Origin of the sequence: Bacillus sp. AFS002410, from assembly GCF_002556365.1 — a bacterium.
Classification (GTDB): domain Bacteria; phylum Bacillota; class Bacilli; order Bacillales; family Bacillaceae_G; genus Gottfriedia.
On the sequence record NZ_NUEU01000082.1, the window covers coordinates 49,951 to 72,909 of the forward strand.

General features: G+C 33.7%; 27 protein-coding genes. 22 read left to right on the top strand and 5 right to left on the bottom strand.

Annotation, left to right across the window (positions count from 1 at the left end):
* Nucleotides 1-50 precede the first annotated feature (50 nt).
* From CN692_RS20260 to CN692_RS20290, 7 genes are all read left to right on the top strand, one after another.
* Complete coding sequence (locus CN692_RS20260) at nt 51-383, top strand: YolD-like family protein (RefSeq protein ID WP_098120929.1); 333 nt, start codon at nt 51-53, stop codon at nt 381-383.
* Between the two features lie 70 nt (nt 384-453).
* On the top strand, nt 454-678 hold the full coding sequence (locus CN692_RS20265; RefSeq protein WP_098120930.1) for a DUF1659 domain-containing protein: 225 nt from the start codon (nt 454-456) through the stop codon (nt 676-678).
* Nucleotides 679-695: 17 nt separating this feature from the next.
* Nucleotides 696-911 carry a DUF2922 domain-containing protein gene (locus CN692_RS20270; protein WP_216854077.1) on the top strand — a complete coding sequence of 72 codons (216 nt, stop codon included), beginning with the start codon at nt 696-698 and terminating at the stop codon, nt 909-911.
* Between the two features lie 244 nt (nt 912-1,155).
* The gene (locus CN692_RS20275; protein ID WP_098120931.1) at nt 1,156-1,995 is read left to right on the top strand and encodes a Cof-type HAD-IIB family hydrolase; all 840 of its coding nucleotides are present in this window, start codon (nt 1,156-1,158) and stop codon (nt 1,993-1,995) included.
* Nucleotides 1,996-2,202: 207 nt separating this feature from the next.
* Nucleotides 2,203-2,649 (top strand): BclA C-terminal domain-containing protein, encoded by a 447-nt coding sequence (locus tag CN692_RS20280; protein WP_098120932.1) that lies wholly within the window; start codon nt 2,203-2,205, stop codon nt 2,647-2,649.
* Nucleotides 2,650-2,800: 151 nt separating this feature from the next.
* Nucleotides 2,801-3,295 carry a DinB family protein gene (locus CN692_RS20285; RefSeq protein WP_179874498.1) on the top strand — a complete coding sequence of 165 codons (495 nt, stop codon included), beginning with the start codon at nt 2,801-2,803 and terminating at the stop codon, nt 3,293-3,295.
* 458 nt (nt 3,296-3,753) lie between these two features.
* Nucleotides 3,754-4,680, top strand: coding sequence for an aminoglycoside phosphotransferase family protein (locus tag CN692_RS20290; RefSeq protein WP_142317559.1), 927 nt, complete (start codon nt 3,754-3,756; stop codon nt 4,678-4,680).
* A 61-nt stretch (nt 4,681-4,741) separates the two neighbouring features.
* Here CN692_RS20290 and CN692_RS26280 read toward each other — a convergent pair whose 3' ends face one another.
* The 3 genes from CN692_RS26280 to CN692_RS20300 form a co-directional block, all read right to left on the bottom strand.
* Nucleotides 4,742-5,362: a class D sortase gene (locus CN692_RS26280; protein WP_098170976.1), complete on the bottom strand. Its 621-nt coding sequence runs from the start codon at nt 5,360-5,362 to the stop codon at nt 4,742-4,744.
* A 3-nt stretch (nt 5,363-5,365) separates the two neighbouring features.
* On the bottom strand, nt 5,366-6,424 hold the full coding sequence (locus CN692_RS26285; RefSeq protein ID WP_098170975.1) for a processed acidic surface protein: 1,059 nt from the start codon (nt 6,422-6,424) through the stop codon (nt 5,366-5,368).
* A gap of 141 nt (nt 6,425-6,565) precedes the next feature.
* Entirely contained in the window at nt 6,566-6,775 is a 210-nt protein-coding gene (locus CN692_RS20300; RefSeq protein ID WP_098120935.1) for a CDGSH iron-sulfur domain-containing protein, read from the bottom strand.
* 189 nt (nt 6,776-6,964) lie between these two features.
* Between CN692_RS20300 and CN692_RS20305 the strand changes: the two genes are divergently transcribed.
* Nucleotides 6,965-7,552 (top strand): GNAT family N-acetyltransferase, encoded by a 588-nt coding sequence (locus tag CN692_RS20305; protein WP_098120936.1) that lies wholly within the window; start codon nt 6,965-6,967, stop codon nt 7,550-7,552.
* A gap of 57 nt (nt 7,553-7,609) precedes the next feature.
* Nucleotides 7,610-8,773 (top strand): iron-containing alcohol dehydrogenase, encoded by a 1,164-nt coding sequence (locus tag CN692_RS20310; protein WP_098120937.1) that lies wholly within the window; start codon nt 7,610-7,612, stop codon nt 8,771-8,773.
* A gap of 232 nt (nt 8,774-9,005) precedes the next feature.
* Here CN692_RS20310 and CN692_RS20315 read toward each other — a convergent pair whose 3' ends face one another.
* Entirely contained in the window at nt 9,006-9,923 is a 918-nt protein-coding gene (locus CN692_RS20315; protein ID WP_098120938.1) for an alpha/beta hydrolase, read from the bottom strand.
* 18 nt (nt 9,924-9,941) lie between these two features.
* Nucleotides 9,942-10,187: a zinc ribbon domain-containing protein gene (locus CN692_RS20320; protein WP_098120939.1), complete on the bottom strand. Its 246-nt coding sequence runs from the start codon at nt 10,185-10,187 to the stop codon at nt 9,942-9,944.
* A gap of 436 nt (nt 10,188-10,623) precedes the next feature.
* Between CN692_RS20320 and CN692_RS20325 the strand changes: the two genes are divergently transcribed.
* The 13 genes from CN692_RS20325 to CN692_RS20385 all read left to right on the top strand — a co-directional run bounded on the left by CN692_RS20325 (nt 10,624) and on the right by CN692_RS20385 (nt 22,553).
* Nucleotides 10,624-10,878, top strand: coding sequence for a YqkE family protein (locus tag CN692_RS20325; RefSeq protein WP_098120940.1), 255 nt, complete (start codon nt 10,624-10,626; stop codon nt 10,876-10,878).
* An 828-nt stretch (nt 10,879-11,706) separates the two neighbouring features.
* On the top strand, nt 11,707-13,206 hold the full coding sequence (locus CN692_RS20330; protein WP_098120941.1) for a 4-hydroxyphenylacetate 3-hydroxylase family protein: 1,500 nt from the start codon (nt 11,707-11,709) through the stop codon (nt 13,204-13,206).
* 57 nt (nt 13,207-13,263) lie between these two features.
* Nucleotides 13,264-14,010, top strand: coding sequence for an IclR family transcriptional regulator (locus CN692_RS20335; RefSeq protein ID WP_098120942.1), 747 nt, complete (start codon nt 13,264-13,266; stop codon nt 14,008-14,010).
* Nucleotides 14,011-14,052: 42 nt separating this feature from the next.
* The gene (locus tag CN692_RS20340; protein ID WP_098120943.1) at nt 14,053-14,592 is read left to right on the top strand and encodes a 3-hydroxyanthranilate 3,4-dioxygenase; all 540 of its coding nucleotides are present in this window, start codon (nt 14,053-14,055) and stop codon (nt 14,590-14,592) included.
* Nucleotides 14,577-15,614: an amidohydrolase family protein gene (locus tag CN692_RS20345; RefSeq protein WP_179865511.1), complete on the top strand. Its 1,038-nt coding sequence runs from the start codon at nt 14,577-14,579 to the stop codon at nt 15,612-15,614. Before CN692_RS20340 ends, CN692_RS20345 begins: the two co-directional genes overlap by 16 nt.
* Entirely contained in the window at nt 15,583-16,044 is a 462-nt protein-coding gene (locus CN692_RS20350; protein ID WP_098120944.1) for a RidA family protein, read from the top strand. The genes CN692_RS20345 and CN692_RS20350 overlap by 32 nt, the downstream gene beginning before the upstream one ends.
* Before the next feature lie 57 nt (nt 16,045-16,101).
* Nucleotides 16,102-17,574: an aldehyde dehydrogenase gene (locus CN692_RS20355; protein ID WP_098120945.1), complete on the top strand. Its 1,473-nt coding sequence runs from the start codon at nt 16,102-16,104 to the stop codon at nt 17,572-17,574.
* A gap of 21 nt (nt 17,575-17,595) precedes the next feature.
* Complete coding sequence (locus CN692_RS20360; protein ID WP_098120946.1) at nt 17,596-18,378, top strand: 2-keto-4-pentenoate hydratase; 783 nt, start codon at nt 17,596-17,598, stop codon at nt 18,376-18,378.
* Nucleotides 18,379-18,391: 13 nt separating this feature from the next.
* Nucleotides 18,392-19,273, top strand: a complete 882-nt coding sequence (locus CN692_RS20365; protein ID WP_098120947.1) for an acetaldehyde dehydrogenase (acetylating) — start codon at nt 18,392-18,394, stop codon at nt 19,271-19,273.
* A 30-nt stretch (nt 19,274-19,303) separates the two neighbouring features.
* Nucleotides 19,304-20,323, top strand: coding sequence for a 4-hydroxy-2-oxovalerate aldolase (gene dmpG / locus CN692_RS20370; protein WP_098120948.1), 1,020 nt, complete (start codon nt 19,304-19,306; stop codon nt 20,321-20,323).
* 15 nt (nt 20,324-20,338) lie between these two features.
* Nucleotides 20,339-21,109 carry a 2-keto-4-pentenoate hydratase gene (locus tag CN692_RS20375; protein ID WP_098120949.1) on the top strand — a complete coding sequence of 257 codons (771 nt, stop codon included), beginning with the start codon at nt 20,339-20,341 and terminating at the stop codon, nt 21,107-21,109.
* 6 nt (nt 21,110-21,115) lie between these two features.
* On the top strand, nt 21,116-21,298 hold the full coding sequence (locus CN692_RS20380) for a tautomerase family protein (protein WP_098120950.1): 183 nt from the start codon (nt 21,116-21,118) through the stop codon (nt 21,296-21,298).
* A 337-nt stretch (nt 21,299-21,635) separates the two neighbouring features.
* The gene (locus CN692_RS20385) at nt 21,636-22,553 is read left to right on the top strand and encodes a phospholipase C (protein WP_098120951.1); all 918 of its coding nucleotides are present in this window, start codon (nt 21,636-21,638) and stop codon (nt 22,551-22,553) included.
* The last annotated feature ends 406 nt before the right edge of the window (nt 22,554-22,959 follow it).

A 22,959-nucleotide genomic window follows, 5' to 3' on the forward strand; every position in this document is an offset into this window, starting at 1 on the left:
CTAGAATTTGTCTCAACAAGAAGAAGAATAAGAAAAGGAGAAGAATGCCGATGATTCGTGACCGTGGAACGATTAAATGGACTTCAATGATGTTACCTGAACACGTGAAAATACTCCGTGATTGGAAAGTATCCCAAAACTATGAACAACCAAAAGATGTAGACGAACAATTATTAGAGGAAATGAACCGTCATCTTCAGCAGGCAATTCACGAGGATGAAAGTGTGCAAATTACTTACTATAAAGATCACTATCATCATAATGTAAAAGGAAAAATAGGAAAAATCAATTTACACCAAAATAGACTATCAATTTATGAAGAACAAGCTGGATATATGGAGCTATACCTAAGCGATATTGTAGACGTAAAAATTGGATCATAAAAAAATAGTTAATCATTAACGAAAAATCCCCCCTACTTCTGTATATATACATCGAAAGGGGGAGTTGAAAATGGCACAAATTGCTACTCAACAACTTACATTGTATGTAAATTTACATGCAGGAAAAGACTCACAAGGAAAAATCATCATCAAGAGAAAGGCATACAAAAATGTCAGAGTTGATCTTGATCTAGTGAAGCTAAGCGAAGTTGGAAATGCTTTAGCATCACTGCAAGAACTACCACTAGTAGACCTAGCAGTACTAAGCAACGGAATAATTTTAAACAGTCTGTAAACAAGGAGGAAAGTGACATGATTCAAACATTAGAACTAAAATTTTTAAATGAAAGTGAAAAGGTTGTTACTCTCACAGTAGACAATCCAACAATCCCAGTTAGTCCAACATTAATTAATCAAGTAATGGACAAAATTGTAGCAAATAACGTATTCACTTCTTCAGGTGGATTTGTTGTAGCAAAGCAGGGTGCTCGATTAGTTGGAAAAGAGATTGTTGAGATTGAGTTATAGGCTCTAGAAACTTAGAAATAAGTGCTATTATAGGATAAATGACAGAAATAGTAACGATGTAAGAGAGCCTTGACCATTAGTTTAAAGACCTTCTTAAATGCAGAAGGTCTTTTTTTGCGTTATAATAGTAAAGTATGAACTCATAAAATAGTAGATAGTAAAATTGTAATAAGAATGTTTTAGTAGAATCAGTGAATACTTAGCATTCAGATAGCAATAGAATAGTAGAAAAGGGGAGAACGACATGGCATTAATTGCAATTGATATGGATGGTACACTTGTAAATGGTAAAAATGGGATACCAGCAGAAAATATTGAAAGCATCCGGGCAGCACAAAAGGAAGGAATCCATGTTGTCATTTCTACGGGCAGAATGTATGAAAGTGCGAAGGAAGCATTAGATGAAGCTGGATTGACTTGTCCGATTGTTTGTTTAAATGGATCTCAAATATATGACTATGAAGCGAAAATTTTGCATAATGATTCAATGGATAAAGAAATTTTTGCAAAAGCTTTAAGCATATGTGAGGCGGAAAATAAGACATTTATTATTAGTACTAGTGAAGGATCATTTACGAAATGTCGAGATACTCTTTACGATGAATTTTTTACTGATAAGAGTACTGGCAAGACGCATAAGGTTACCGCTACTTTAAGAAAAGTTCGAAATTACACTTCAATTGAGGATTTTAATAATCTTGATGTTTATAAAATATTATTTCTTTCCAATAATAAAGAAGCTATTGGCCGTATTCGACTAAATTTAATGCAAGAAGAAGGGTTATTAATTACTTCATCAAGCTCAAACAATGTTGAAATTAATGCCGCAAATGTTAGTAAAGGAGCGGCTTTATTGAAGCTTGCCCCAATTCTTGGAGTAGATTTAAAGGATAGCATGGCAATAGGAGATAGCTTTAATGATGTCTCTATGTTTAACCGAGTAGGATTTCCGGTAGCGATGGGAAATGCGAAAGAAGAACTAAAAAGCCATTGTGCATTCGTTACAAAAACAAACGAAGAAGCAGGCGTAGCGCATGCGATTTATCATTTTTTAGACCAAAAACAAAAATTGAAGCAAAACTAATTAAAGTTTAATCATAGAGGGAGCTCAGAAAGTCAAAGTACTTTTTGGGTTCCTTTTTTTAATTCTATTAAATCAAAAAAATATTAAAAAACTAGTGGACATGCCGTAACGAAAAAGGAAAAGTTTCATATTAATAAGATATAGACAAGCCTTTAACTAGTAATTTCGAAAGAGGATTTATGTCTAATAATAAGAAAAGGTGATAGTATGAGACATCCGAGACACCCAAGACATCATTATCCGCCAATCCCTCCAGGGGAAAATTTTGCATTTGTTACAAATAGCGGAGGAAAAGTTGAGGTAACAAGTAAGGGTACAAATATAACTTTCCCATCATTTCAATATTTAGGCGAAGGAATTACAATTAATCGAGCAAATGATCGCTTAACAATTGAGGAACCAGGTAATTATTTTATTACTTACACTGTGAATTTAAATTTACTATTGGGAGTATCTTCAAGAATTTTAATAAATGGTCGACCTATAAATGCATCCGTAATCGCAAATGAAGTGAATAGATCCATCTATAGTAGTCAAATGATTTTACCGTTAGATGCTGGAGACACAATTTCACTTCAATTATTTGATTTTGAAGGAGAAGTTACGCTTTTACAAGGTGCAGGAGCAACTATTAATGTTTTCAGAGTTCACTAATTTCAATTAATTGCTCCTTATTGCAAAAAATGCATTACTTTTTTAAGTAGTGCATTTTTTAATGGATTGAAAGCATAGAGTAAAAGGGATATCTACTGATAGACGCGAAAGTACATAATTGAGCAAATAAAAAAAGTTAGGAGAAATGTATATGAGTAAAAAAGAATTCCTATTAGATCAATTAGAAGTTTGTCGCAATGTTGAAAGTTGGATTCAGCCTTTAAGTATAGCATTAGAAAATTTAAGCCTAGAAGATATTAAATGGAGACAAAATGAGTTTACCCATACGATTTGCGAAATCGTAAATCATCTTTATTTTTATAATGAAAGATGGTTAAGAAGATTTAAGGGGGAAATCCCTACTGAAATGAAAGAAAGTAATGCTTCAACTTTTCGTGATTTAGAAAATTTAACAATAGAAAGCTGGCAGGAGTTAGTTCAGCAGTTAGATGAAAACTTAGCCAATTGGCAGCTAGCCATAAAAGAAATAGATGAATCAAAACTGCATGAACAAATTCCGAATTTTCCAGTAGACGCAATTTGGTGGGGAGCGTTATCTAACTTATGTACTCATAATACATATCATATAGGGCAAATCATTTATATTCGAAAAGCACAAGGTTCATGGCAATCGAAAGAAGAGTAAGGGTTCATGAGTAAGTAAAAAAGCAGAAATCTACGAAAGTGTTACTCATAAAGGGTTCATGAGTAAGTAAAAAAGCCGAAATCAACAAAAGTGTTACTCATAAAGTGTTCATGAGTAAGTAAAAGAGCAGAAATCAACAAAAGAGTTACTCATAGAGGGTTCATGAGTAAGTAAAAAAGCAGAAATCTACGAAAGTGTTACTCATAAAGGGATCATGAGTAAGTAAAAAAGCCGAAATCAACAAAAGAGTTACTCATAAAGGGTTCACTTAGTGATGATATTGTTGGGCGCTAATTGACAAACTCATTTTTCAACAACGTGAAATGCGATCTTTATGGAAAAAAGATCGTATTTTTTTATTGCTGTAATAGAAATAGTAGGCTAATTTGGAAGAAGCAGGAATATATAGAAGTAAAGTTGAAAAAAAGTATATAAAAAAAGAAAAATGGAGACCAAAAATGATTGCACAAAATGTTATTGCTTACATTTTAAAGAAGTATAAGCTAGACGAATCAAACTTTTTAGGAAAAGGACAAGAAGCAGAAGTTTATGCTTACGATCATGAGAGAGTTTTAAAAATATATAAGCTAGCAGCCTATCCAAAATTAAAGATATTAAAGCAATTTTATGAGTCATTAAACTTTAGTGATGTACATTTTAAACTGCCAAAAATACATGAAATTATAAAAGAAGAACATGCTATTTTAACGATTGAAAAACGAATTGAAGGCAAAAATATTCAAAAGGATTTATCAAAGTATAATGAACAAGAATTAGATTCTTTTTTTGAAAACTATTTATCTACAATATTAAGTATCCAAACAATTAAATTAGAAAACCGCATTAAAGGCATTAAATTATTAAGTGATTATGAAATTTCTTCAAAGGATTGGTATGATTTTTTAAAACAGTCATTACTAAAAAAGAATATCGAAGTAGAAGGCTATTTAAAAAAAGATGTTATGGATTATGAAGTGAAATTAAATCGAATACTGGAAGGATTTTCGGTTAAATATGAAGGGGTCTATTCACTTGTACATGGGGATTATTATCCATCAAATCTATTAGTAAATGAAAATGGACAAATCAATGGAGTAATTGATTTCGGATTAATGACATTATATGGGGACCCATTATTTGATGTTGCATTAAGTTGGATTTTATTTGATTTATATGATGAATTGGGAGAAGTAAAATTAGAAAAATATTTAAATAAAATAGTTAATACATTAGGTGAAGAAGTTAGAAGTACAATCCATTTATACGTTCTTTTTTATAGTATTTATTCAGCTAATTTCTTTTCGGAAAATTGCAGCGATGGACATTATCAGTGGAGTGTTCGCAATTTAAATAATGAGAGATTTTGGATAGCGCTAGGAAACTAAAAAATAGATGAAACTATGAATAATAAAAACTGCTCACTATTACTAGCGAGCAGCTTTTTGTTTATTTATTGACTTCAGATTTTACTAAACTAGCAACAAGAATATAACGTTTTGGTGCATGTCCAATAAAATTAAATGGGTAACAAGTGCTCACCGTTAATGTAGGTCTTGGTTTTGGAATAATAACAGTGCGATCATCTTTATCAACGATACGAATTCTGTGGACTTTGTAAGTAAAAGTACCGGCAGAAGTTTTTACAATTAATGAATCGCCTATTTTTACTTCACCAAGATGACGAAATACAGTATCTCTATGACCAGCAAGAACACTATTATCTCTTTCACCTGGCATCACGGATTTGGCATAATGACCGATTCCTTTTGCAAGCTCGTCCTCATCAGTCCCGTGGAAGATTGGTAGAGTAGCTTCAATTCTAGGAATCGTTAATGTACCCATTTCTTCGCCAAATTTAGGATAAGTCTTATAAAGTGGCTCATTTTTTTTAATTTGCTTCAATTTAGTTGCTGTTTCAGTTTTGATTTCTTTTTTAAAATCATCCTTTGACTGTTTATACAGTACATAGGTTTTAATCAATGAATAAGCATTTGTTGAAGCAAAAAATAATCCGATAATAAAAAGAAGTGCAGAAAAAATAAGAAGTACTTTTCGTTTTCGACTCATAGCTTATCGTTTTGCAATTACTTTTTTACGTAAAACAACAGCAGCTAACATCATTAACATACCAACCATTGTCCATTCAGTTGTATGAGTTGCAGTAGTTGGTAGTTTTCCACCATTTTCTGTTCTTACAGTAACAGTTGGTTTTTTCTCTGAAGTTTTAACTGCTTTTTGAGTATCTTTCACGATATTTACTAGTTGGTCATCGCCTAGTAGTGCATCTGGTGTAAATAAAGCGTCTAATAATAGATTACCAGCGTTATCGTAAATCTCTAAATATACTTTTAGGTCTTCCATAGAATCCATAGAATCATCCATTGTAAGTAATTTAGCAAAAGTTAGAGGTGATTTAACGCCTTTTTGTTCAATTTGAACTTTAATATCAATTTTTAAAGTAGATTGAAGCTCTTTTACGATATTCATTAATTCTACTTTTAATGCATCTGGTAATTCTTCTGGAGTAGCCTCAGTATCCATTGAGAAAAATTCAGGATAGTTTTCTTCTAAAGCAGAAGCACGGTCAGCTAAAGCTTCTAATTTTGCTTCAATAGCAGGGTCATCATTCACAACTTTTTCTAAGTATGAAGATAGATTATTCAGTTCTGCTTCAGTAATGCCAAACGCAGAAAAAACATCAGAAAGATCATCCATAGAAGGGAACTCATCTTCTGAACTACCTGACTCATCTTGATCTAAGTAAATTAAATTTTCAATATCAGAAGTGAAGTAGTAAGTATCTAGTAATGATGCATTTTTGTCCATATCATCATAATAGACTGCTAGATCAATAACTTCTTTCTCAGTATAACCATTCTCTTCTAGAACTGCGTCTAATGTTTTTTGAGTAAGTCTTTCACCTAAAGTCTCTTTTAACTCAGCAACTGAATCGAAATCAGAGATCGACTCTCCGTAGTATGATTGTAAGTAGTCGTTTAATTGAGCTTGAGTCAAACTGATACTCTTTAAATAACTATTTAATTCATTTGTGTTTGGCGCTGCGTAAGCGGATACACCTGGTGCAACTAGTGCTGCTGATAAAACGACTGATGCTAATACCTTTTTCATGTTACTTCCCCCTTGAAATGAATCCGTAAAGTTAAGTGTGATTAGATTAGGCTTATGAATGTTTCAAATAGATTAGAGGTGAGGGCATTAAGAAAGCCGATTATTTAAAATAATTCAATAATCGGCGCCAGAAAAATAATATTATTCTGCTTCTTTTGGAGCTCGAACGACAGATTCAAACTTTCCTTTGTGAGTGCCGTCACAGTATGGTAATTTACTTGATAATCCACATCGGCATAATGAGAAAGCCGCTTTTTGTGGGTATGTATTTCCTTCAGCGTCAACTAGATCTACTGTACCAGTGACACGTAAAGGACCATTATCTAAAACTTTAATTTGAACATCAGACATAATTCATTCCTCCTACACATCTAAATTCATTATATTACATTTATGTTAAATTAAAAGGGGGATTTTAATTTAAAATTAATTTTTAACATGAAATTAATATAAAAATATTATAAAATGATAAAGTTGTTTTTTTTTATACTAAAAAAGGCTTAATCTAAACAGAATAAATCATAATAAGGAGTGACAATCATGATTCGATTAGCTAAAAGAGAAGATACAAAACAAATTGTCCCTCTAATTGTACAAGCGATTGAAGATATTGTATTCATGTTAACTGGGACATCATCATATGAAAAGGCTATTCCAATTTTAGAATATTATGTTCAATCAGAACAAAATAGACTAAGTTACAATAATTGCTTAGTAAAAGAAACAGAAGGAAAAGTAGTCGGGCTAATCATAGCCTATCATTCCTCAGAACTATCCGTACTTGATCGTGAAATGCTTGAAATAATTAGTCGTAATTTAAATCTCCAAAACGTTCAAGTAGATCGAGAAGCAGATGATGAAGATTTTTATATTGATACATTATCAGTACACCCAGATTATCAAGGCAAAGGAATTGGAACCGAATTATTAAATGGTTTACTTTCTTATGCTAAAGACAAAGGGGTTACGCGAGTTTCATTAAATGTCGATCAAGATAAACCGTCTGTTCGTCGATTATATGAAAAAGTAGGATTTAAATATGAGAAAGTTAGATATATAATGAAGCATCCATACGATTATTTAGTTTTCCCTATAAATAAAAAAATATTCCAAACAAAAGTCGTTTAAGATGCATCCTTTTGCCTATTTAAGTTAAAATTATATTTGACTTAAGGAGGGATATAGATGAATTTTTTTACATTTGCAAATCCAACTGAATTAATCTTTGGTAAAGATAGTGTACAAAAGTTAAAAGATAAAGCGACTACTTTTGGAAAGAATGTGTTACTTGTATACGGTGGTGGAAGTATTAAAAGGAATGGCCTATACGATCAAATTGTAGGTATTCTTAAAGAAGCTGACAAAGCGGTTTATGAACTGAGTGGGGTTGAACCAAATCCAAGGCTATCAACAGTTCATAAAGGTATCCAAATTTGTAAAGAAGAAAGTATTGACTTTGTTTTAGCAGTTGGTGGAGGATCTGTAATCGACTGTACAAAAGCGATTGCTGTTGGAGCAAAATTTGATGGTGAGATTTGGGATGTTATTACTCGAAAAGCAGTCCCAACTGATGCATTAAAATTTGGAACAGTATTAACGCTTGCAGCAACTGGTTCAGAAATGAACGCTGGGTCAGTTATTACAAACTGGGAAACAAATGAAAAATTAGGCTGGGGAAGTAAGTTCAGTTACCCAACATTTTCAATATTAGATCCACAAAATACATTTACAGTTCCTCGCGATCAAACTGTTTATGGATCAGTGGATATTATGTCACATGTTATTGAGTCATATTTCCATCATGGAAAAAATACAAAAATTCAAGATCGATTCTGTGAAGGAATTTTAAAAACAGTTATTGAAACTGCGCCTGTTGCAGTTGAAACTTTAGATAATTACGAAGCGCGCGAAACACTATTATATAGTGGAACAATGGCATTAAACGGAATTTTAAGCATGGGTGTGCAAGGTGATTGGGCAACACACAATATTGAGCATGCAGTATCTGCAGTATCAGATATTCCTCATGGAGGAGGATTAGCGATAATTTTCCCTCATTGGATGGAATATGTAATGAGTGAAAACGTAGATCGATTCTGTCAATTTGCAAATAGAGTATTTGACATTCAACAAGATTCAATGTCAAAAGAAGAGTGGGCATTAGCAGGAATTAAAGCTTTACGCACATTCTGGAGCTCAATTGGTGCGCCAAGTCGTTTAAGCGAGTACGGTATAACAAAAGAGCAACTATCTGAAATGGCTGTTAAAACAGTTAAATATGGTCCATTTGGTTACTTTAAAAAATTGGATCAAGAAGATGCGTTGAAAATTTTAGAAGCGGCTCTTTAAGAGTCAAAAAAATGGACAGAGGAAAAAAACTCTGTCCATTTCAGACTGTTGACAAACGCTCGCTTTCTTCGTTGCTTCGACTGCCTGTGGTGCTCATTACCGGTTAGGGTAACTCCGCTCCTCATCAGGCTTCGCGCCTCGAAAGACAAACGCTTGCAATCAGTCTGAAAATCAGATTTAAGACTTTGTCTACACACTGAAATGGACAGATGGAAAAACTCTGTCCATTTTTTTATAATGAATTATGTTCAATTTCAATATTATTTAAAAAAGATGAAACGATGGAATAATATTCTTCTTTATTTTCGTTCAAACTCATGGCATGTGCGCCATTTTCGGCAATGAATAATTCTTTTTCACCTTGATTTGCTTCATATAAATGAATTGTGTTTGTATAAGGAATATAATCGTCTCGCTTACTATGAATAAATAATACAGGTTTTTTTATATTATTTGTTGCAAGTAATGGGGAAATATCTTTAATGAAAAATCCATTACGAAGCTTTAACCAAATGCTAGAGACGGGAAGAATAGCCCACTTTGGAAGTTTATAATCCATTTTCAAACGATATGTAAGCTGTTTTTCAAAAGTAGAGAAGGCACAATCTGAGATGTAAAAGGCAGCAGAATCCTCAACAAAACCAGCGTATTGTAGCATCGTACATGCTCCCATTGATTCCCCGTGAATGCCAAGAACGATATCACCTTTTAAATCTTTTAAATAGTGAACAATCGTTTGTAAATCATATTTTTCGTAATAGCCATAACTTGTTGTTGTACCTCCAGATTCACCATGTCGTCTATGATCATAAGTAAGTACATTAAATCCAAGCTTTAAAAATAACTCAGCATATTTAATTGAGTTGTTCTTATTAACCGAAACACCATGAGTAATAATGACCCAATTATTTGTATCAAAGGCCTCAAATAAATACCCCTTTAATTCATATCCATAACGAGATTGAACAGAAAAAGATTCCTTTTGAAACGAGCGATACAAATTTTCATCAAAACGGAAATTTTCCAACTCCCGCTGATAAATGAACTCAAGCGAATTTGTTTTCATAAACAAAACTTGCTGCGTAAAATAATAACCCACCCCAATAAAATAAATAAGAAAAAATACAATCACAACAAGCCAGATTATCATATTAGAATCATCACTCTCTTATCCAAAAAGAAGATCAAGAATAGTAGTTAACTCACCGCGGGTTTTTCCTTCTAAAATGGAAGGATTATAAACCTCAACAAAACCGCAGTTTAAACAAGAAACAAATAAAAAATGATTATAATCAATATCTAGCAACTTACTTAAACCTGAACCAGACATAGATACCTCTTTAATCTTAGCTTGCGTATGTTTACACTTTGAACAAACAAACTTTTCTTTAATTAATTGCTCTGCACTAGCCATCATACCACTCCTTTTTTAGTAAATTTTATCATAAGAAAAAGAATATTTTATTAATTAGTTTTTGACAATTAGGACACAAAAGAGTAAAAAAGTTGTTGCTTTTTGTTCCTGTTATAAACTTGGGAATGCGATAAACTTTTAATTAAAATAGACAAAGTAGTTTTTAATCGATAAACATGGTTAAGTTTCAAAGTCAACTCGGAAGTGTTTTTAATTTTAAGATGATAAATTCAAAATCAATAGCTTATAAGAAAAATACAATAGCTTTTAGATTAATATAATGTTTAACATTTAATATAATTTGCTTGAGACACTTGAAAAATGCCAGACTGAGTGGTTAGTTAAAATTACCACGGATCAATCTAATTCAAATATGTTGCTACAGGCAATTTTTGAAATTTCATGATAAAATATTTTATATGGAAGGTGATATAAAATGAAAAAAAGAAAGCCGCAGCAACCAGTAAAACCAACATATGAGCAGAAAGAAAAAATATCATTAGGTTCATTAATGAATGAAGAAGTTCTTCAAAAATTAAAAAATACAAAAAAACAATTACAAGAAAATGAAACAAAGCTCAAAGAGGAAGAAGAAGCTCGAGTTCGAGAAGAAAAACGATTGCGTGAGAAAAATAAATCGTTTGAAGAGTTACTAAACGAGAGCAGTATTTCTTGGAAAGATTTTAAATAAGGCTTATTTCCAGATTGTCATATGTGTTTTTCAACAATCTCAAATGGGGATGTCCTAAAATATTAGGGCATCCTTATTTTTTGTTTATAGGTCATATTTAAAAGAAGCGTAGTATTAAAAGTCGAAGTGCAAATAAGAGCGTTGACTGTGCAAATAAAACTGTTAAATGTGCAAATAAGAAATCATAAAGTGCAAATAAAAGTCGAAGTGCAATTAAAAACCGAGAAACTGCAAATAAAATTAGTAAAACTGCAATTAAATTAAACGAAACTGCAAATAAAACTAGTAAAACTGCAAATAAATTTCCTAGAATCCCAAAATAGAACGGCTCATACCTATACCGGTTAGGGTATCTGGCTATAATAATAGTTCAAAAGTAGATACCAAAAGTGGAAAATGAATAAATTTGCTTTCAGCATTTAGAAATCTACTAAAAAAGTGAAGAAATCTACTAAAGATCTATAAAAAGGGATCATAAAATCAACGCTAATTGAAAATCCCCATTAAGATACCCTCACATTATACCTGAATGATATCAACAATTTTTCTCAGTTTAATAGATTGTCAATAAGGCCTGACTTTCAGGAAATCTTATTATCTAGTAAATAATTAATCATTTTTAATAGAAAATTTCATATTATGAAATTTTTTGATTGTTCAAAATTTTATAATTTTTTATAGTAAAATTAAGTTAATTAATAAGTAGTAGGTGGTGCAAATAATTTAAGATAGCGAAATTGGCATTTATGAAAGCGCTTTAAAAATTTTCCGGATTCGATTTAAAAAACAAAGATAAAAAATTACATATCGGAGTGGAGGAATTAATAAATGGGTATTCGTACAGGGGCGCAATATATTGAAGGGTTTAAATCAAGAAAACCAGACGTATGGTTAGGTGGAGAAAAGGTTGAAGATATCGTAAACCATCCAGTGTTTAAACAACCTATTTTGGAAATTGCAAAGTTATATGATATGCAGTTCGATCCAGCTTATCAAGACAAGATTACACATATTTGTGAAGAAACTGGTGAGCGAGTTTCTAATGCCTTTTTAGTACCGAAATCATCTGAAGATATTAAAAAACGTGGAGAATTGTTTGAAGCATATGCTAAGTCAACATTCGGTTTAATGGGAAGAACACCGGATTTCTTGAACATTGTATTAACTTCAATGGCTAGTAATTCATGGTTTTTAGATAAATATAATCCAGAGTGGTCAAAAAATGTACAAAATTATTTTAAATTTGTACGTGATAATGACATTTTCTTAACACACGCAATTATTAACCCGCAAAATGATCGTAGCAAACCATCTTATGAGCAAAAAGATCTTTTTACTCATTTAGGTGCTGTAGAGGAAACGGTTGATGGTTTAGTCGTTAGAGGAGCTAAAATGCTTGCTACTTTAGCACCAATCACAGATGAAGTAATCATTTATTCATTCCCAGGATTTCATCAAGGTGATGAGCGATATGCATTAGCATTCGCAATTCCTGTTGATACTCCAGGATTAAAGATTTTATGTAGAGAGCAAATGCAAGATGGGAAAAGATCATTCTTTGATCATCCACTAGCTTCTAGATTTGAAGAGATGGATGCTGTACTTGTATTTGAAGATGTGTTAGTTCCTTGGAATCGTGTATTTATTCATAATAATGTTGAAGCGGCAAATAACTTATATCCAAAAACAGGTATTGCTCAACAACCTGCGCATCAGTCTGGTGTAAGAGGCTATGTGAAATTAGCGTTTGCAGTGGAAGTGGCTTGCAAGCTAGCTGATTCAATTGGCGTAGATGTTTATTTAAATGTACAAAATGACTTAGGTGAATTACTGCAATCAGTTGAAACAATTCGTGCTTTACTACGAGTATCAGAAACTGAATATGAAACACTACCTTCAGGCGAAGTAAGGCCGGCATGGGAACCGTTAGAGACAATTCGCGGATTACTTCCAACTATGTATCCAAGAGCAATTGAAGTCATTCAAACAATCGGTGCAGGTGGATTATTAATGTCACCAACAGAAGCAGACTTCGAACACCCAGAGCTAAGAGATGCAATGGATAAATACTATGTTGGACGTGAAGGCGTATCATCTTTAGAGCGAGTGCAGCTATTTAAACTTGCTTGGGATTTATGTGGAGAAGCTTTTGGACAAAGAGCACTTCAATATGAAAGATACTATACAGGTGATCCAATTCGTAAAAGAGCAATTTACTATAATCAAATGAAACGCAAAAAAACATTTAGTATGGTAGATGATGCAATAAATGGTGCAAAAAACTTAAAAGGAGTATCAACTAATCTAGCGAATTCTAAAGTTAACTGAGTAATTTTAGAAAGCAGGGGTTTTATGAAATTTAGCGTTAAGATGGAGGGAATCTAAATGATCTCTTCAGTTCAAAAGATTGCTAGAATTTTAGATTGCTTTACAGAAGAAGAACCGGTACTAGGAAATTTAGAAATAGCCGAAAAGTTAAATATGAATGCAAGCTCTGTCCATCATTTAGTACGAACTCTTTGTACTGAAGGGATTCTAATTCAAGATAACAAAAAAAAGTATCGACTTGGATGGAAGTTACTTGAGTGGAGTAATCACGTTATGCATCAGCAAGATATTTATAGTGAGGCTATTCCATTATTAGAAAATTTACTAAAAAATTATAATAGTACAGTCCATATCGGAATGTTTGATAAAGGGGACGTAAGATTTGTCTTAAAAGTATCCTCAAAACATTCCATACCAGTTCCGACGTTTGTAGGTGCTAAACGACCTGCATATTGTACAAGTACCGGAAAAATTCTACTATCATATAATCCAGCATACTTAAAGCCAACGATGGAAAGAGGTTTTAAAGCTTATACAACAAATACGATTACAAATATTGATTTATTAAAAAAAGAAATGACTGCAATTAAAGAGAATGGTTATAGCATTAGCAATAATGAAAACGATCTTGGGTTATTTGGGATTGCAGCTCCAATTCAAACATATACGGGACACACTTTTGCAGCGTTAAATATGGTTGGACCAGTTTCGTATATGATGAGTCAGGATATTGGTCGTATGGTACAGGATGTTGTTAAAACTGCTAAAACAGTCTCAAATCAGCTTGGTTATATTAATGCATAATGATAGCGCTTACTAAAAATTGAATTAATTGGAGGAATAAGGATGAATCTTAAAAGTCGAGTTTTTAATATTTTCAAATTGATTGAGGATAATAAAGAGCTATTAAAACCACCAGTTAATAATAAAGTTATTTGGGAAGATTCAGAGTATGCTGCAATGATCATTGGAGGACCAAATAAACGTAGAGACTTCCATATCGATCCTGCAGACGAATTTTTCTATCAAATTAAAGGTAGTTGTTATGTTGAGTGTATTACACCAGATGGAAAGCGTGAAGTTGTAACAGTTGGTGAAGGTGAAATTTTTATGCTTCCTTCTTTTGTTCCACATTCACCTCATAGAGTAAAAGATTCATATGGAATTGTTCTTGAACGAAAAAGAGCAGAAGGTGAATTAGAAAGCTTTGTTTGGTTCTGTGATGAATGTAATGAAGAAATGCATAAAACGACTGTTCAATTAACTGATATTGGAACACAAGTCAAAGAAGCAATTGAACAATTCAATGGTAGCCTTGAGTTGAGAACATGTAAAAACTGTGGTCATGTCATGAAGGAAGAAGCGGATGAATGGGTATGCGTATAGACTTTCATACACATATAATTCCTGAGGACTTACCGAATTTTTTTGAAAAATATGGTCATGAAAGATGGCCAATTTTACAACCGACATGTTCATGTGGTGCCAATATTATGGTTGCTGGGAAAGTATTTAGAGAAGTAACTGATCAAGTATGGAGTCCTGAAAAGAGAATTGAGGACATGAATAATGAGGGTGTCACAATGCAGGTGTTGTCACCAATCCCAGTTACATTTTCGTATTGGGCACCAGCTCAAGTCGCATTGGAAATGGCGCAAATTCAAAATGACTTTATAGCGAACACGGTTAAAAATAATCCATCAAAATTTATTGGATTAGGGACAGTACCGATGCAGAATGCTGAAATCGCAATTCAAGAAATGGATCGCTGTATTCATACACTTGGATTAAGTGGATTAGAAATTGGTACGAATGTAAATGGCACAAATTTAGATAGTGATGAATTTAGTCCATTTTTTGAAATGGCTGAAAAATGGAATGTACCATTGTTTATTCATCCATGGGAAACATTAGCGAAAGACCGTACTCCAGATCATAACTTTATGTACACGGTCGGAATGCCGAGCGAAACAGCTTTAGCGGCTGCTAGCTTAACATTTGGTGGAGTCATTGAAAAATATCCAAAATTAAAGATTTGCTTTGCCCATGGTGGAGGTTCATTCCCATTTATTCTTCCTAGACTAGATCAAGGCTGGAAGGTATGGCCACACTTGAGAAAAACAGCTTATCCACCAAGTCATTACGTAACTAATTTCTATTTTGATTCGCTTCACTATGATCCTATTAATATTCAATTTTTAATTAACCGTTTTGGATATGACAAAATTGTGATGGGTTCGGATTATCCTTTCTTATTAAGAGAAACGCCACCTGGAAGAGTCATTAATCAGATGGATCTTAATAAAGAAATGAGAGAAGCTATTTTAGGAAAAAATGCTCTGAAATTTTTAAATATAAAGGAGGCGGATTTACTTCATGGAAAACAAAGTATTGACTCCAGAAGATAGATTAATAAGTTTAGGCTATACAATTAAACCGATTAGACCTGCATCAGGAAACTATGTTAAGTCTGTACGTACTGGTAATCTACTATTTACATCGGGTCAAGGTGTAGACGAATACCGTGGCAAACTTGGTCGAGAATTAACGCTCGAGGAAGGATACGCAGCTTCTCGAGAGTCAATGTTAAATTTAATTAGTGTATTAAAGTACGAATTAGGTGACCTTTCAAAAGTAAAGCGAATTGTAAAAATTTTAGGCTTCGTAAATAGTACAGAAGATTTCTATGATCATCCTAAGGTGATGAATGGGGCTTCTGACCTTTTAGTAGAAGTATTTGGTGAAAGAGGAAAACATGCTAGATCAGCTGTTGGGATGGCTCAGCTTCCGCATAATACAGCGATCGAAATTGAAATGGTTGTAGAAATAGAGGATTAAAAAAATTTGGTGGCACTCGTGTCACCTTTTATTCTATTAGAATGGTAGGTGCCTATTATGCAAGTTACTGAGAAAAAAAATAAAACATTACCGATTGATTGTAAGCACTTTATTGATGGACAATCTATTCCTTCATATAATCAAAAAACATTTTTAAATATAAATCCTGCAACCGAAGAAGTTTTAGGTTCTGTTTCTGAAGGTGGAGAGCTAGAAATTGATTTAGCTGTAAAAGCAGCAAAACGAGCGCTAAAAGGTGAATGGAAGCAATTTACTAGCAATCAAAGAGCGGCAGTTTTAAGAAAAATTGGTGATGGAATATTAGCACGAAAAGAAGTATTAGCGGCTTTAGAAGCAATGGATACTGGAAAGCCATACGATCTTGCTTTAGAAGTTGATATTACTAGATCTGCTCATAATTTCTACTTTTTCGCTGACTATATTACAACATTAAGCTCTGAATCTCACATGCAAGATCAAACAGCCCTGCATTATACATATCGTAGACCAGTTGGAGTAGTCGGGATGATTAACCCATGGAATCTACCGTTATTACTACTAACTTGGAAGCTAGCTCCATGTTTAGCAGCTGGAAATACAGCAGTTATGAAACCAGCAGAATGGACACCGATGACAGCAACTGTTTTAGCTGAAATTTGTAAAGATGCAGGTGTACCGGATGGAGTAGTAAATGTTGTACACGGATTTGGGGCAAATGCGGCAGGCGCTGCTTTAACAGAGCATAGTGATGTTGATGCAATTACATTTACTGGTGAAACAAAAACAGGTACAGCAATTATGAAGGCCGCAGCTCCAACATTAAAAAAATTATCGTTTGAGCTTGGCGGTAAAAATCCAAACATTATCTTTGCAGATTCTGATTTAGATGAAGTAATTGAAACAACTTTAAAATCATCGTTTATGAATCAAGGAGAGGTTTGTTTATGTGGATCTCGAATTTATGTACAGAGATCAGTCTTTGATGAGTTTATTAATAAATTTGTCGCGAAAACAAACGAATTAAAAATTGGCGATCCGTTTGAAGAAGGTACAAAAGTTGGTGCGGTTATTAGTAAAGAACATTATGAAAAAGTATTATCTTATATCGAGATTGCCAAAGAAGAAGGCGGCAATATTTTAACTGGAGGAAGTAGACCAGCATCAATCGAAAAAGGATGCTTTATCTCACCTACAATTATTACTGGCTTAAGTCGAGACTCTAGATGTGTTAGAGAAGAGATATTCGGTCCAGTAGTAACAGTTATGCCGTTTGATACGGAAGATGAAGTAATTGAATGGGCAAATGATACTCACTATGGTTTAGGCGCAACAATTTGGACAAATGATTTACGCAGAGCTCATCGTGTTGCACATCAAATTGAAGCCGGAATTATTTGGGTAAACACTTGGTACTTAAGAGATCTACGTACACCTTTTGGAGGGATGAAACAAAGTGGTTTAGGTCGTGAAGGTGGAGCTCATAGCTTTGAGTTTTATAGTGAATTATCGAATATCACGATTAAATTATAAAAATCCAAAGGGGTGGAGAGCGTGAAAATTACTAGTGTAGACGAGCTAACACTTCTGCTACAAGAAGCAGAAGAGACTGGTGTCAGTATAAAAGCTTTAACTGAGATTTATCCTGGATTAACAGAGCGAGAAGCATATCAAATTCAATTAACAAATATTGAAGAAAAATTGAAAAAAGGCCAGAAAATTATTGGCAAAAAAATTGGTTTAACATCGATTGCTATGCAGGAGCTATTAGGGGTAGATGAACCAGATTACGGTCACTTATTAACAGATATGAATATCCCTAACTTTGGTGAAGTTCAAGTTGGAAATATGATTTTACCAAAAGTAGAAGCTGAAATTGCATTTGTTTTAAAAAAGGATTTAATCGGTCCAAATATTACGTTTGAGGACGTAGTAAATGCAACGGATTATATTGTGCCTGCTATAGAGGTAGTTGATAGTAGAATTGAAAATTGGAAAATCCGCTTAGAGGATACAGTAGCTGATAACGCTTCTTCCTGTTTATTTGTTCTTGGAAATGAGCGTTTCGATGTAAAGGAAATCGATTTACCGAATGTCGCGATGGATCTATATTGTAACGATGAACTGATGAATTCTGGTAAGGGAGAAGCAGTGCTAGGAAACCCAATTCATTGTGTAGCATGGTTAGCGAATAAACTAAGCGAGTTTGGGATTTCACTAAACGCTGGTGAAATTATTTTATCTGGAGCTTTATCAGCTGCAATAAATGTAAATGCTGGTGACAAATTTACTGCAAAGTTTCCTTTACTAGGTGATGTATCGATTTCATTTAAATAAATGAGGTGAATTTATGAATAAGTTAAAGGTCGGAATCATTGGTTCGGGTAATATTGGAACAGATTTAATGATGAAATTACAAAATAATCCATTCCTTGAGTTAACGGTGATGATTGGTATTGATCCAGAATCTGATGGATTAAATCGTGCAAAGGAAATGGGAATTGAAGTAATTGATAATGGTATACAAGGATTTATTGAAAGGAAAGAACTGGCTGATTTATTATTTGATGCGACATCTGCTAAAGCACATTTTCATCATGCAAAAGTATTGGGTGAATTAAAGAAACGTGTCATCGATTTAACGCCTGCTGCAATTGGTCCATTTGTAGTACCGCCTGTCAATTTAGGTTCACATATAGTAGAAGACAATGTCAATTTAATAACTTGTGGTGGACAAGCAACGATCCCAGTTGTGCATTCAATTAGTCAAATTGCAGAGGTTGAATACGCAGAAATCGTTGCAACGATTAGCAGCAAAAGTGCCGGACCTGGTACACGTGCAAATATCGATGAGTTTACTGTCACCACAGCTAAAGGTCTTGAAGAGATTGGTGGAGCTAAAAAAGGAAAAGCGATTATTATTTTAAATCCAGCAGAGCCGCCAATTATGATGAGAGATACAGTTTATTGCAAGGTAACAAATGAAGATTTTAACCATGAAAGCATGATTAATTCAGTAAAACAAATGGTTAAAAAGGTTCAAGAATATGTACCTGGATACCGATTAAGAATGGACCCGATTATAGATGGTTCCACTGTAACAGTTTATTTAGAAGTTCAAGGGTCTGGTGACTACTTACCTAGCTATGCAGGAAACTTGGATATTATGACTGCATCAGCAGTAAGAGTAGCAGAAGAGATTGCGCAATATGAAGTTGTAAAAACTGTTTAAACAAAGTATGAAAGAAAGTGAGGGAGTGCAATGTTTGGAAAAGAGATCATTGTAACTGAAGTAGCACTTAGAGATGGAAGCCATGCAATTGCCCATTCGTATACTGTAGACCAAGTAGTAAGAATAGCGAAGGCTCTTGATGATGCAAAAATGCCTTATATTGAAGTATCACATGGAGATGGTTTAGGTGGTTCTTCATTACAATATGGTTTATCGACAACAAATGAATTTGAATTGATCGAAGCAGCGGTAAATACATGTAATCATTCAAAGATTGCTGTTTTATTATTACCTGGTATTGGAACAGTAAAAGAATTGAAAACGGCAGCAGGCATTGGAGCAAAAATGGCTCGTATAGCGACACATGTAACTGAAGCTGATGTTTCAAAACAACATATTTCAATGTCCAAAGAGCTTGGCTTAGAAACTGTAGGATTTTTAATGATGTCTCATATGGCATCAGTTGAGAAATTAGTAGAGCAAGCTAAGTTGATGGAAAGCTACGGTGCAGATGTTGTGTATATGGTCGACTCTGCAGGTGCATTTCTTCCACATGAAGTAAAAGAGCGTATTGCTACTTTACGAGGGTCACTTGATATTGAAGTTGGATTCCATGCTCATAATAATCTATCTTTGGCAATGGCTAATACATTAGTAGCAATCGAAGAAGGAGCAACTAGAATTGACGGAAGTGTACGTTGCTTAGGTGCAGGTGCAGGAAATACTCAAACTGAAGTATTAATTGGTGTATTAGAGCGCTTAGGAATCAAAACAGGAATTGATTTCTATAAGATGATGGACTTAGCAGAAGACATTGTGGCACCAATTTTAACAACACCACAAGAGATAACAAAGGGAAGCCTGATTTTAGGATATGCTGGAGTATATTCAAGCTTCCTATTACATGCAAATCGAGCAGCAAAAAAGTGGAATGTTGATGCAAGAGATATCTTAATCGAATTAGGAAAACAAAAAGTAGTTGGTGGGCAAGAGGACATGATTCAAGAAGTAGCATGTATGCTAGCAAATAAAAAATTGTCTGTTTTTTGAGAGGAGTTTAATCAAATGATAACTGAAATCGCGAAAAATATATATATGCACCAAAAAAACGGGTTAGAAATGGATAAAATTACAATTGAACATCCAGAGTTAAACGTAAATAATGCTTATGAGATTCAAAAATTAAGTATTGATTATGCGATTAAAAATGGTGATCCATTAATTGGTTGGAAAATGGGTCTAACAAGTATTGCGAAACAAAAATCAGTTAATGTTGATGAGCCAATCTATGGCCGCTTAACGAAATCGATGGAATTAGAAGAAAATGAATTAAAGATGGAAGGATCGATCCATCCAAGGGTTGAGCCAGAAATTGCATTTATGATTAACAAGCCATTATTTGGATCAGATGTAACAGCTAAAGATGTATGGGAAGCAACTGAATATATCGTACCTGCATTAGAAGTAATCGACAGTCGTTATAAAAACTTCTCATTTACACTTACAGATGTAGTAGCAGATAATGCATCTTCATCAAAATTTATCATTGGAAAACAACAATATTCACCTACATATACTTCGTGGGATCAAATTAATGTTGAATTATATAAAAATGGCGAAAAAGTACAAAGTGGTGTAAGCTCCGATGTACTAGATCATCCTGTTGAATCTGTCGTAAAGTTAGTACAGATGTTGAGTAAAAACGGTGAACAAATTGAGCCAGGGATGATTATTTTAACTGGTGGTATTACAGAAGCAATCCATGTTGGCGATGGCGATATCGTAGAAGCTCGTTTTGAAGGAATCGATACAATGACACTTCAAGTGAAGAGGTAATATTTTATGCCAATCATTCAAATTCAATTGCTTGAAGGTAGAAGTACAGAGTTGAAAAAGCAATTAATGAGAGAAATTAATGAAGTAGTTTGTCGCACATTAGACGTTCAGCCACCACAAGTTAGAATCTTAATTAACGAATTCCAAAACGAAAATTGGTCTGTCGGTGGAGTTGCGAAAGATGAATAGAAAAAGCCCCTTTTTTAAAGGGGCTTTTATCTTTCTTGTGTAACTATATAGCAAGTTATTTTCATTACCTCAACTGCGCCCTCATTTGAAGTTAAGGCCCATCATATCATCTGAATAATAAAACATAGTAAACTCAGTGGAGGTATTGAAGTTTAAAAAGAATAACTGCAATTTCCATATTATGTGATGAGCGTATTTTCAATATAAATAAATAGCAATACAGAAAATCCCAAAATTTAACAAATTTTCACATAACAAAAATATCTAATTAACAAAACCTTATTATACTTAGACATTGTTACTTGTGAGACAACAAAAAACAAAAAGAAGGTGTAATATGAAAAAACTCCAATCAAAAAAACTAGTATCTTTAGTTGCTGGAAGTGCACTTGCAATCACATCATTATTCAGCAATTATCAAAAGGCATTTGCCTGGTCTGATGAGGATGTTCACAACCAAGAGCATAGTACTCATCATTTTATCGTAAATGGCAGTGTCAAACTTATTGCCGAAAATAAAGATCCTGCAATAAACAAGCCTACAACTTTGCTTAATCAGTTTCGTGATCGCCTTGATCAGGGGTTATACGATACAGATCACATTAATCCTTTTTACGATACGAGCACATTTATGTCGCACTTTTATGACCCAGACACACAAACAAATTATACAGGAGCTTCTTACCCAACGGCTCGTCAATCAGGAGCGAAGTATTTTAATCTAGCGTCGGATTATTATAAAAAAGGAGATTTTAACAATGCATTCTACTACTTAGGAGTATCTTTGCACTATTTTACGGATGTAACACAGCCTTTACATGCTTCAAATATTTCCAATCTAGATCATAACGCACCTGGCTATCATTCGAAGTTTGAAACATATGCCGAAAGTATTCAAAATCAAATGACAGTCCCAGATTCAGGTCTGTATAAATGGATCGCTTCAACTGATCCTGAAGCATGGATTCATCAAGCCGCGGTACAAGCAAAATCCGTTTTACCTCAAATTTGGAATGAAACGATCATTAATTGGTTCTGGCAAGCAGCTTACAGTAATTATTATTCTTCCATGTGGAAGAACGAGGTGAAAAATCCAACTCTTGCTCAATTGAATCAAGCAGAACAAGAGACTGCTGGATTCATCGATATGTTTTTTCGTGTAAACGGTGTAGAAATGCCTGTGACAGTATACAATGAAAATGCTTTTGGAGGTGTATCAGAATTACTCGGATCTGGTAATTATGAAAAGGTATAGGCAATGATACTGTTTCTTCTATTCATATTGCACCAGGCTATCAAGTAACTTTATTTTCGGATGCAAATTATAAAGGAGCGTCAAAGGTTCTTACAGAAGATGTAAATGATTTAGGTAACTTTAGTAATCAAGTATCAAGTTTAAAAATTGTAAAGATCTCAACAGTTTCTGAGTAATCCTAGCCAATACAAGCTGGGAATTATAGAGGTTAAAATGAAATAGTGACAGTAGCGCTGGATGAACAACTGTAGTAGGGCACAAAAATACAGGAAGCAGGATGAATTATGACAATGTTGACTTTGAATCAGCAAAATGAAGTTCATCCAAAGTATTGCTATGGATTCTGCATACTCTTTTGGACATGTAGCTTGAAATAAGTTCTCTTATGCAACTATGGAATGTATTA

Coding starts and splice junctions, on each gene's coding strand:
- CN692_RS20260 (WP_098120929.1), top strand. CDS start 51: ATGATTCGTGACCGTGGAACGATTAAATGGACTTCAATGATGTTACCT.
- CN692_RS26285 (WP_098170975.1), bottom strand. CDS start 6,424: ATGAAAAAGGTATTAGCATCAGTCGTTTTATCAGCAGCACTAGTTGCA.
- CN692_RS20325 (WP_098120940.1), top strand. CDS start 10,624: ATGAAAAAAAGAAAGCCGCAGCAACCAGTAAAACCAACATATGAGCAG.
- dmpG (WP_098120948.1), top strand. CDS start 19,304: ATGTTTGGAAAAGAGATCATTGTAACTGAAGTAGCACTTAGAGATGGA.
- CN692_RS20300 (WP_098120935.1), bottom strand. CDS start 6,775: ATGTCTGATGTTCAAATTAAAGTTTTAGATAATGGTCCTTTACGTGTC.
- CN692_RS20375 (WP_098120949.1), top strand. CDS start 20,339: ATGATAACTGAAATCGCGAAAAATATATATATGCACCAAAAAAACGGG.
- CN692_RS20365 (WP_098120947.1), top strand. CDS start 18,392: ATGAATAAGTTAAAGGTCGGAATCATTGGTTCGGGTAATATTGGAACA.
- CN692_RS20355 (WP_098120945.1), top strand. CDS start 16,102: ATGCAAGTTACTGAGAAAAAAAATAAAACATTACCGATTGATTGTAAG.
- CN692_RS20285 (WP_179874498.1), top strand. CDS start 2,801: ATGAGTAAAAAAGAATTCCTATTAGATCAATTAGAAGTTTGTCGCAAT.
- CN692_RS20380 (WP_098120950.1), top strand. CDS start 21,116: ATGCCAATCATTCAAATTCAATTGCTTGAAGGTAGAAGTACAGAGTTG.
- CN692_RS20275 (WP_098120931.1), top strand. CDS start 1,156: ATGGCATTAATTGCAATTGATATGGATGGTACACTTGTAAATGGTAAA.
- CN692_RS20280 (WP_098120932.1), top strand. CDS start 2,203: ATGAGACATCCGAGACACCCAAGACATCATTATCCGCCAATCCCTCCA.
- CN692_RS20385 (WP_098120951.1), top strand. CDS start 21,636: ATGAAAAAACTCCAATCAAAAAAACTAGTATCTTTAGTTGCTGGAAGT.
- CN692_RS20345 (WP_179865511.1), top strand. CDS start 14,577: ATGGGTATGCGTATAGACTTTCATACACATATAATTCCTGAGGACTTA.
- CN692_RS26280 (WP_098170976.1), bottom strand. CDS start 5,362: ATGAGTCGAAAACGAAAAGTACTTCTTATTTTTTCTGCACTTCTTTTT.
- CN692_RS20310 (WP_098120937.1), top strand. CDS start 7,610: ATGAATTTTTTTACATTTGCAAATCCAACTGAATTAATCTTTGGTAAA.
- CN692_RS20320 (WP_098120939.1), bottom strand. CDS start 10,187: ATGGCTAGTGCAGAGCAATTAATTAAAGAAAAGTTTGTTTGTTCAAAG.
- CN692_RS20265 (WP_098120930.1), top strand. CDS start 454: ATGGCACAAATTGCTACTCAACAACTTACATTGTATGTAAATTTACAT.
- CN692_RS20270 (WP_216854077.1), top strand. CDS start 696: ATGATTCAAACATTAGAACTAAAATTTTTAAATGAAAGTGAAAAGGTT.
- CN692_RS20330 (WP_098120941.1), top strand. CDS start 11,707: ATGGGTATTCGTACAGGGGCGCAATATATTGAAGGGTTTAAATCAAGA.
- CN692_RS20340 (WP_098120943.1), top strand. CDS start 14,053: ATGAATCTTAAAAGTCGAGTTTTTAATATTTTCAAATTGATTGAGGAT.
- CN692_RS20290 (WP_142317559.1), top strand. CDS start 3,754: ATGATTGCACAAAATGTTATTGCTTACATTTTAAAGAAGTATAAGCTA.
- CN692_RS20315 (WP_098120938.1), bottom strand. CDS start 9,923: ATGATAATCTGGCTTGTTGTGATTGTATTTTTTCTTATTTATTTTATT.
- CN692_RS20335 (WP_098120942.1), top strand. CDS start 13,264: ATGATCTCTTCAGTTCAAAAGATTGCTAGAATTTTAGATTGCTTTACA.
- CN692_RS20305 (WP_098120936.1), top strand. CDS start 6,965: ATGATTCGATTAGCTAAAAGAGAAGATACAAAACAAATTGTCCCTCTA.
- CN692_RS20350 (WP_098120944.1), top strand. CDS start 15,583: ATGGAAAACAAAGTATTGACTCCAGAAGATAGATTAATAAGTTTAGGC.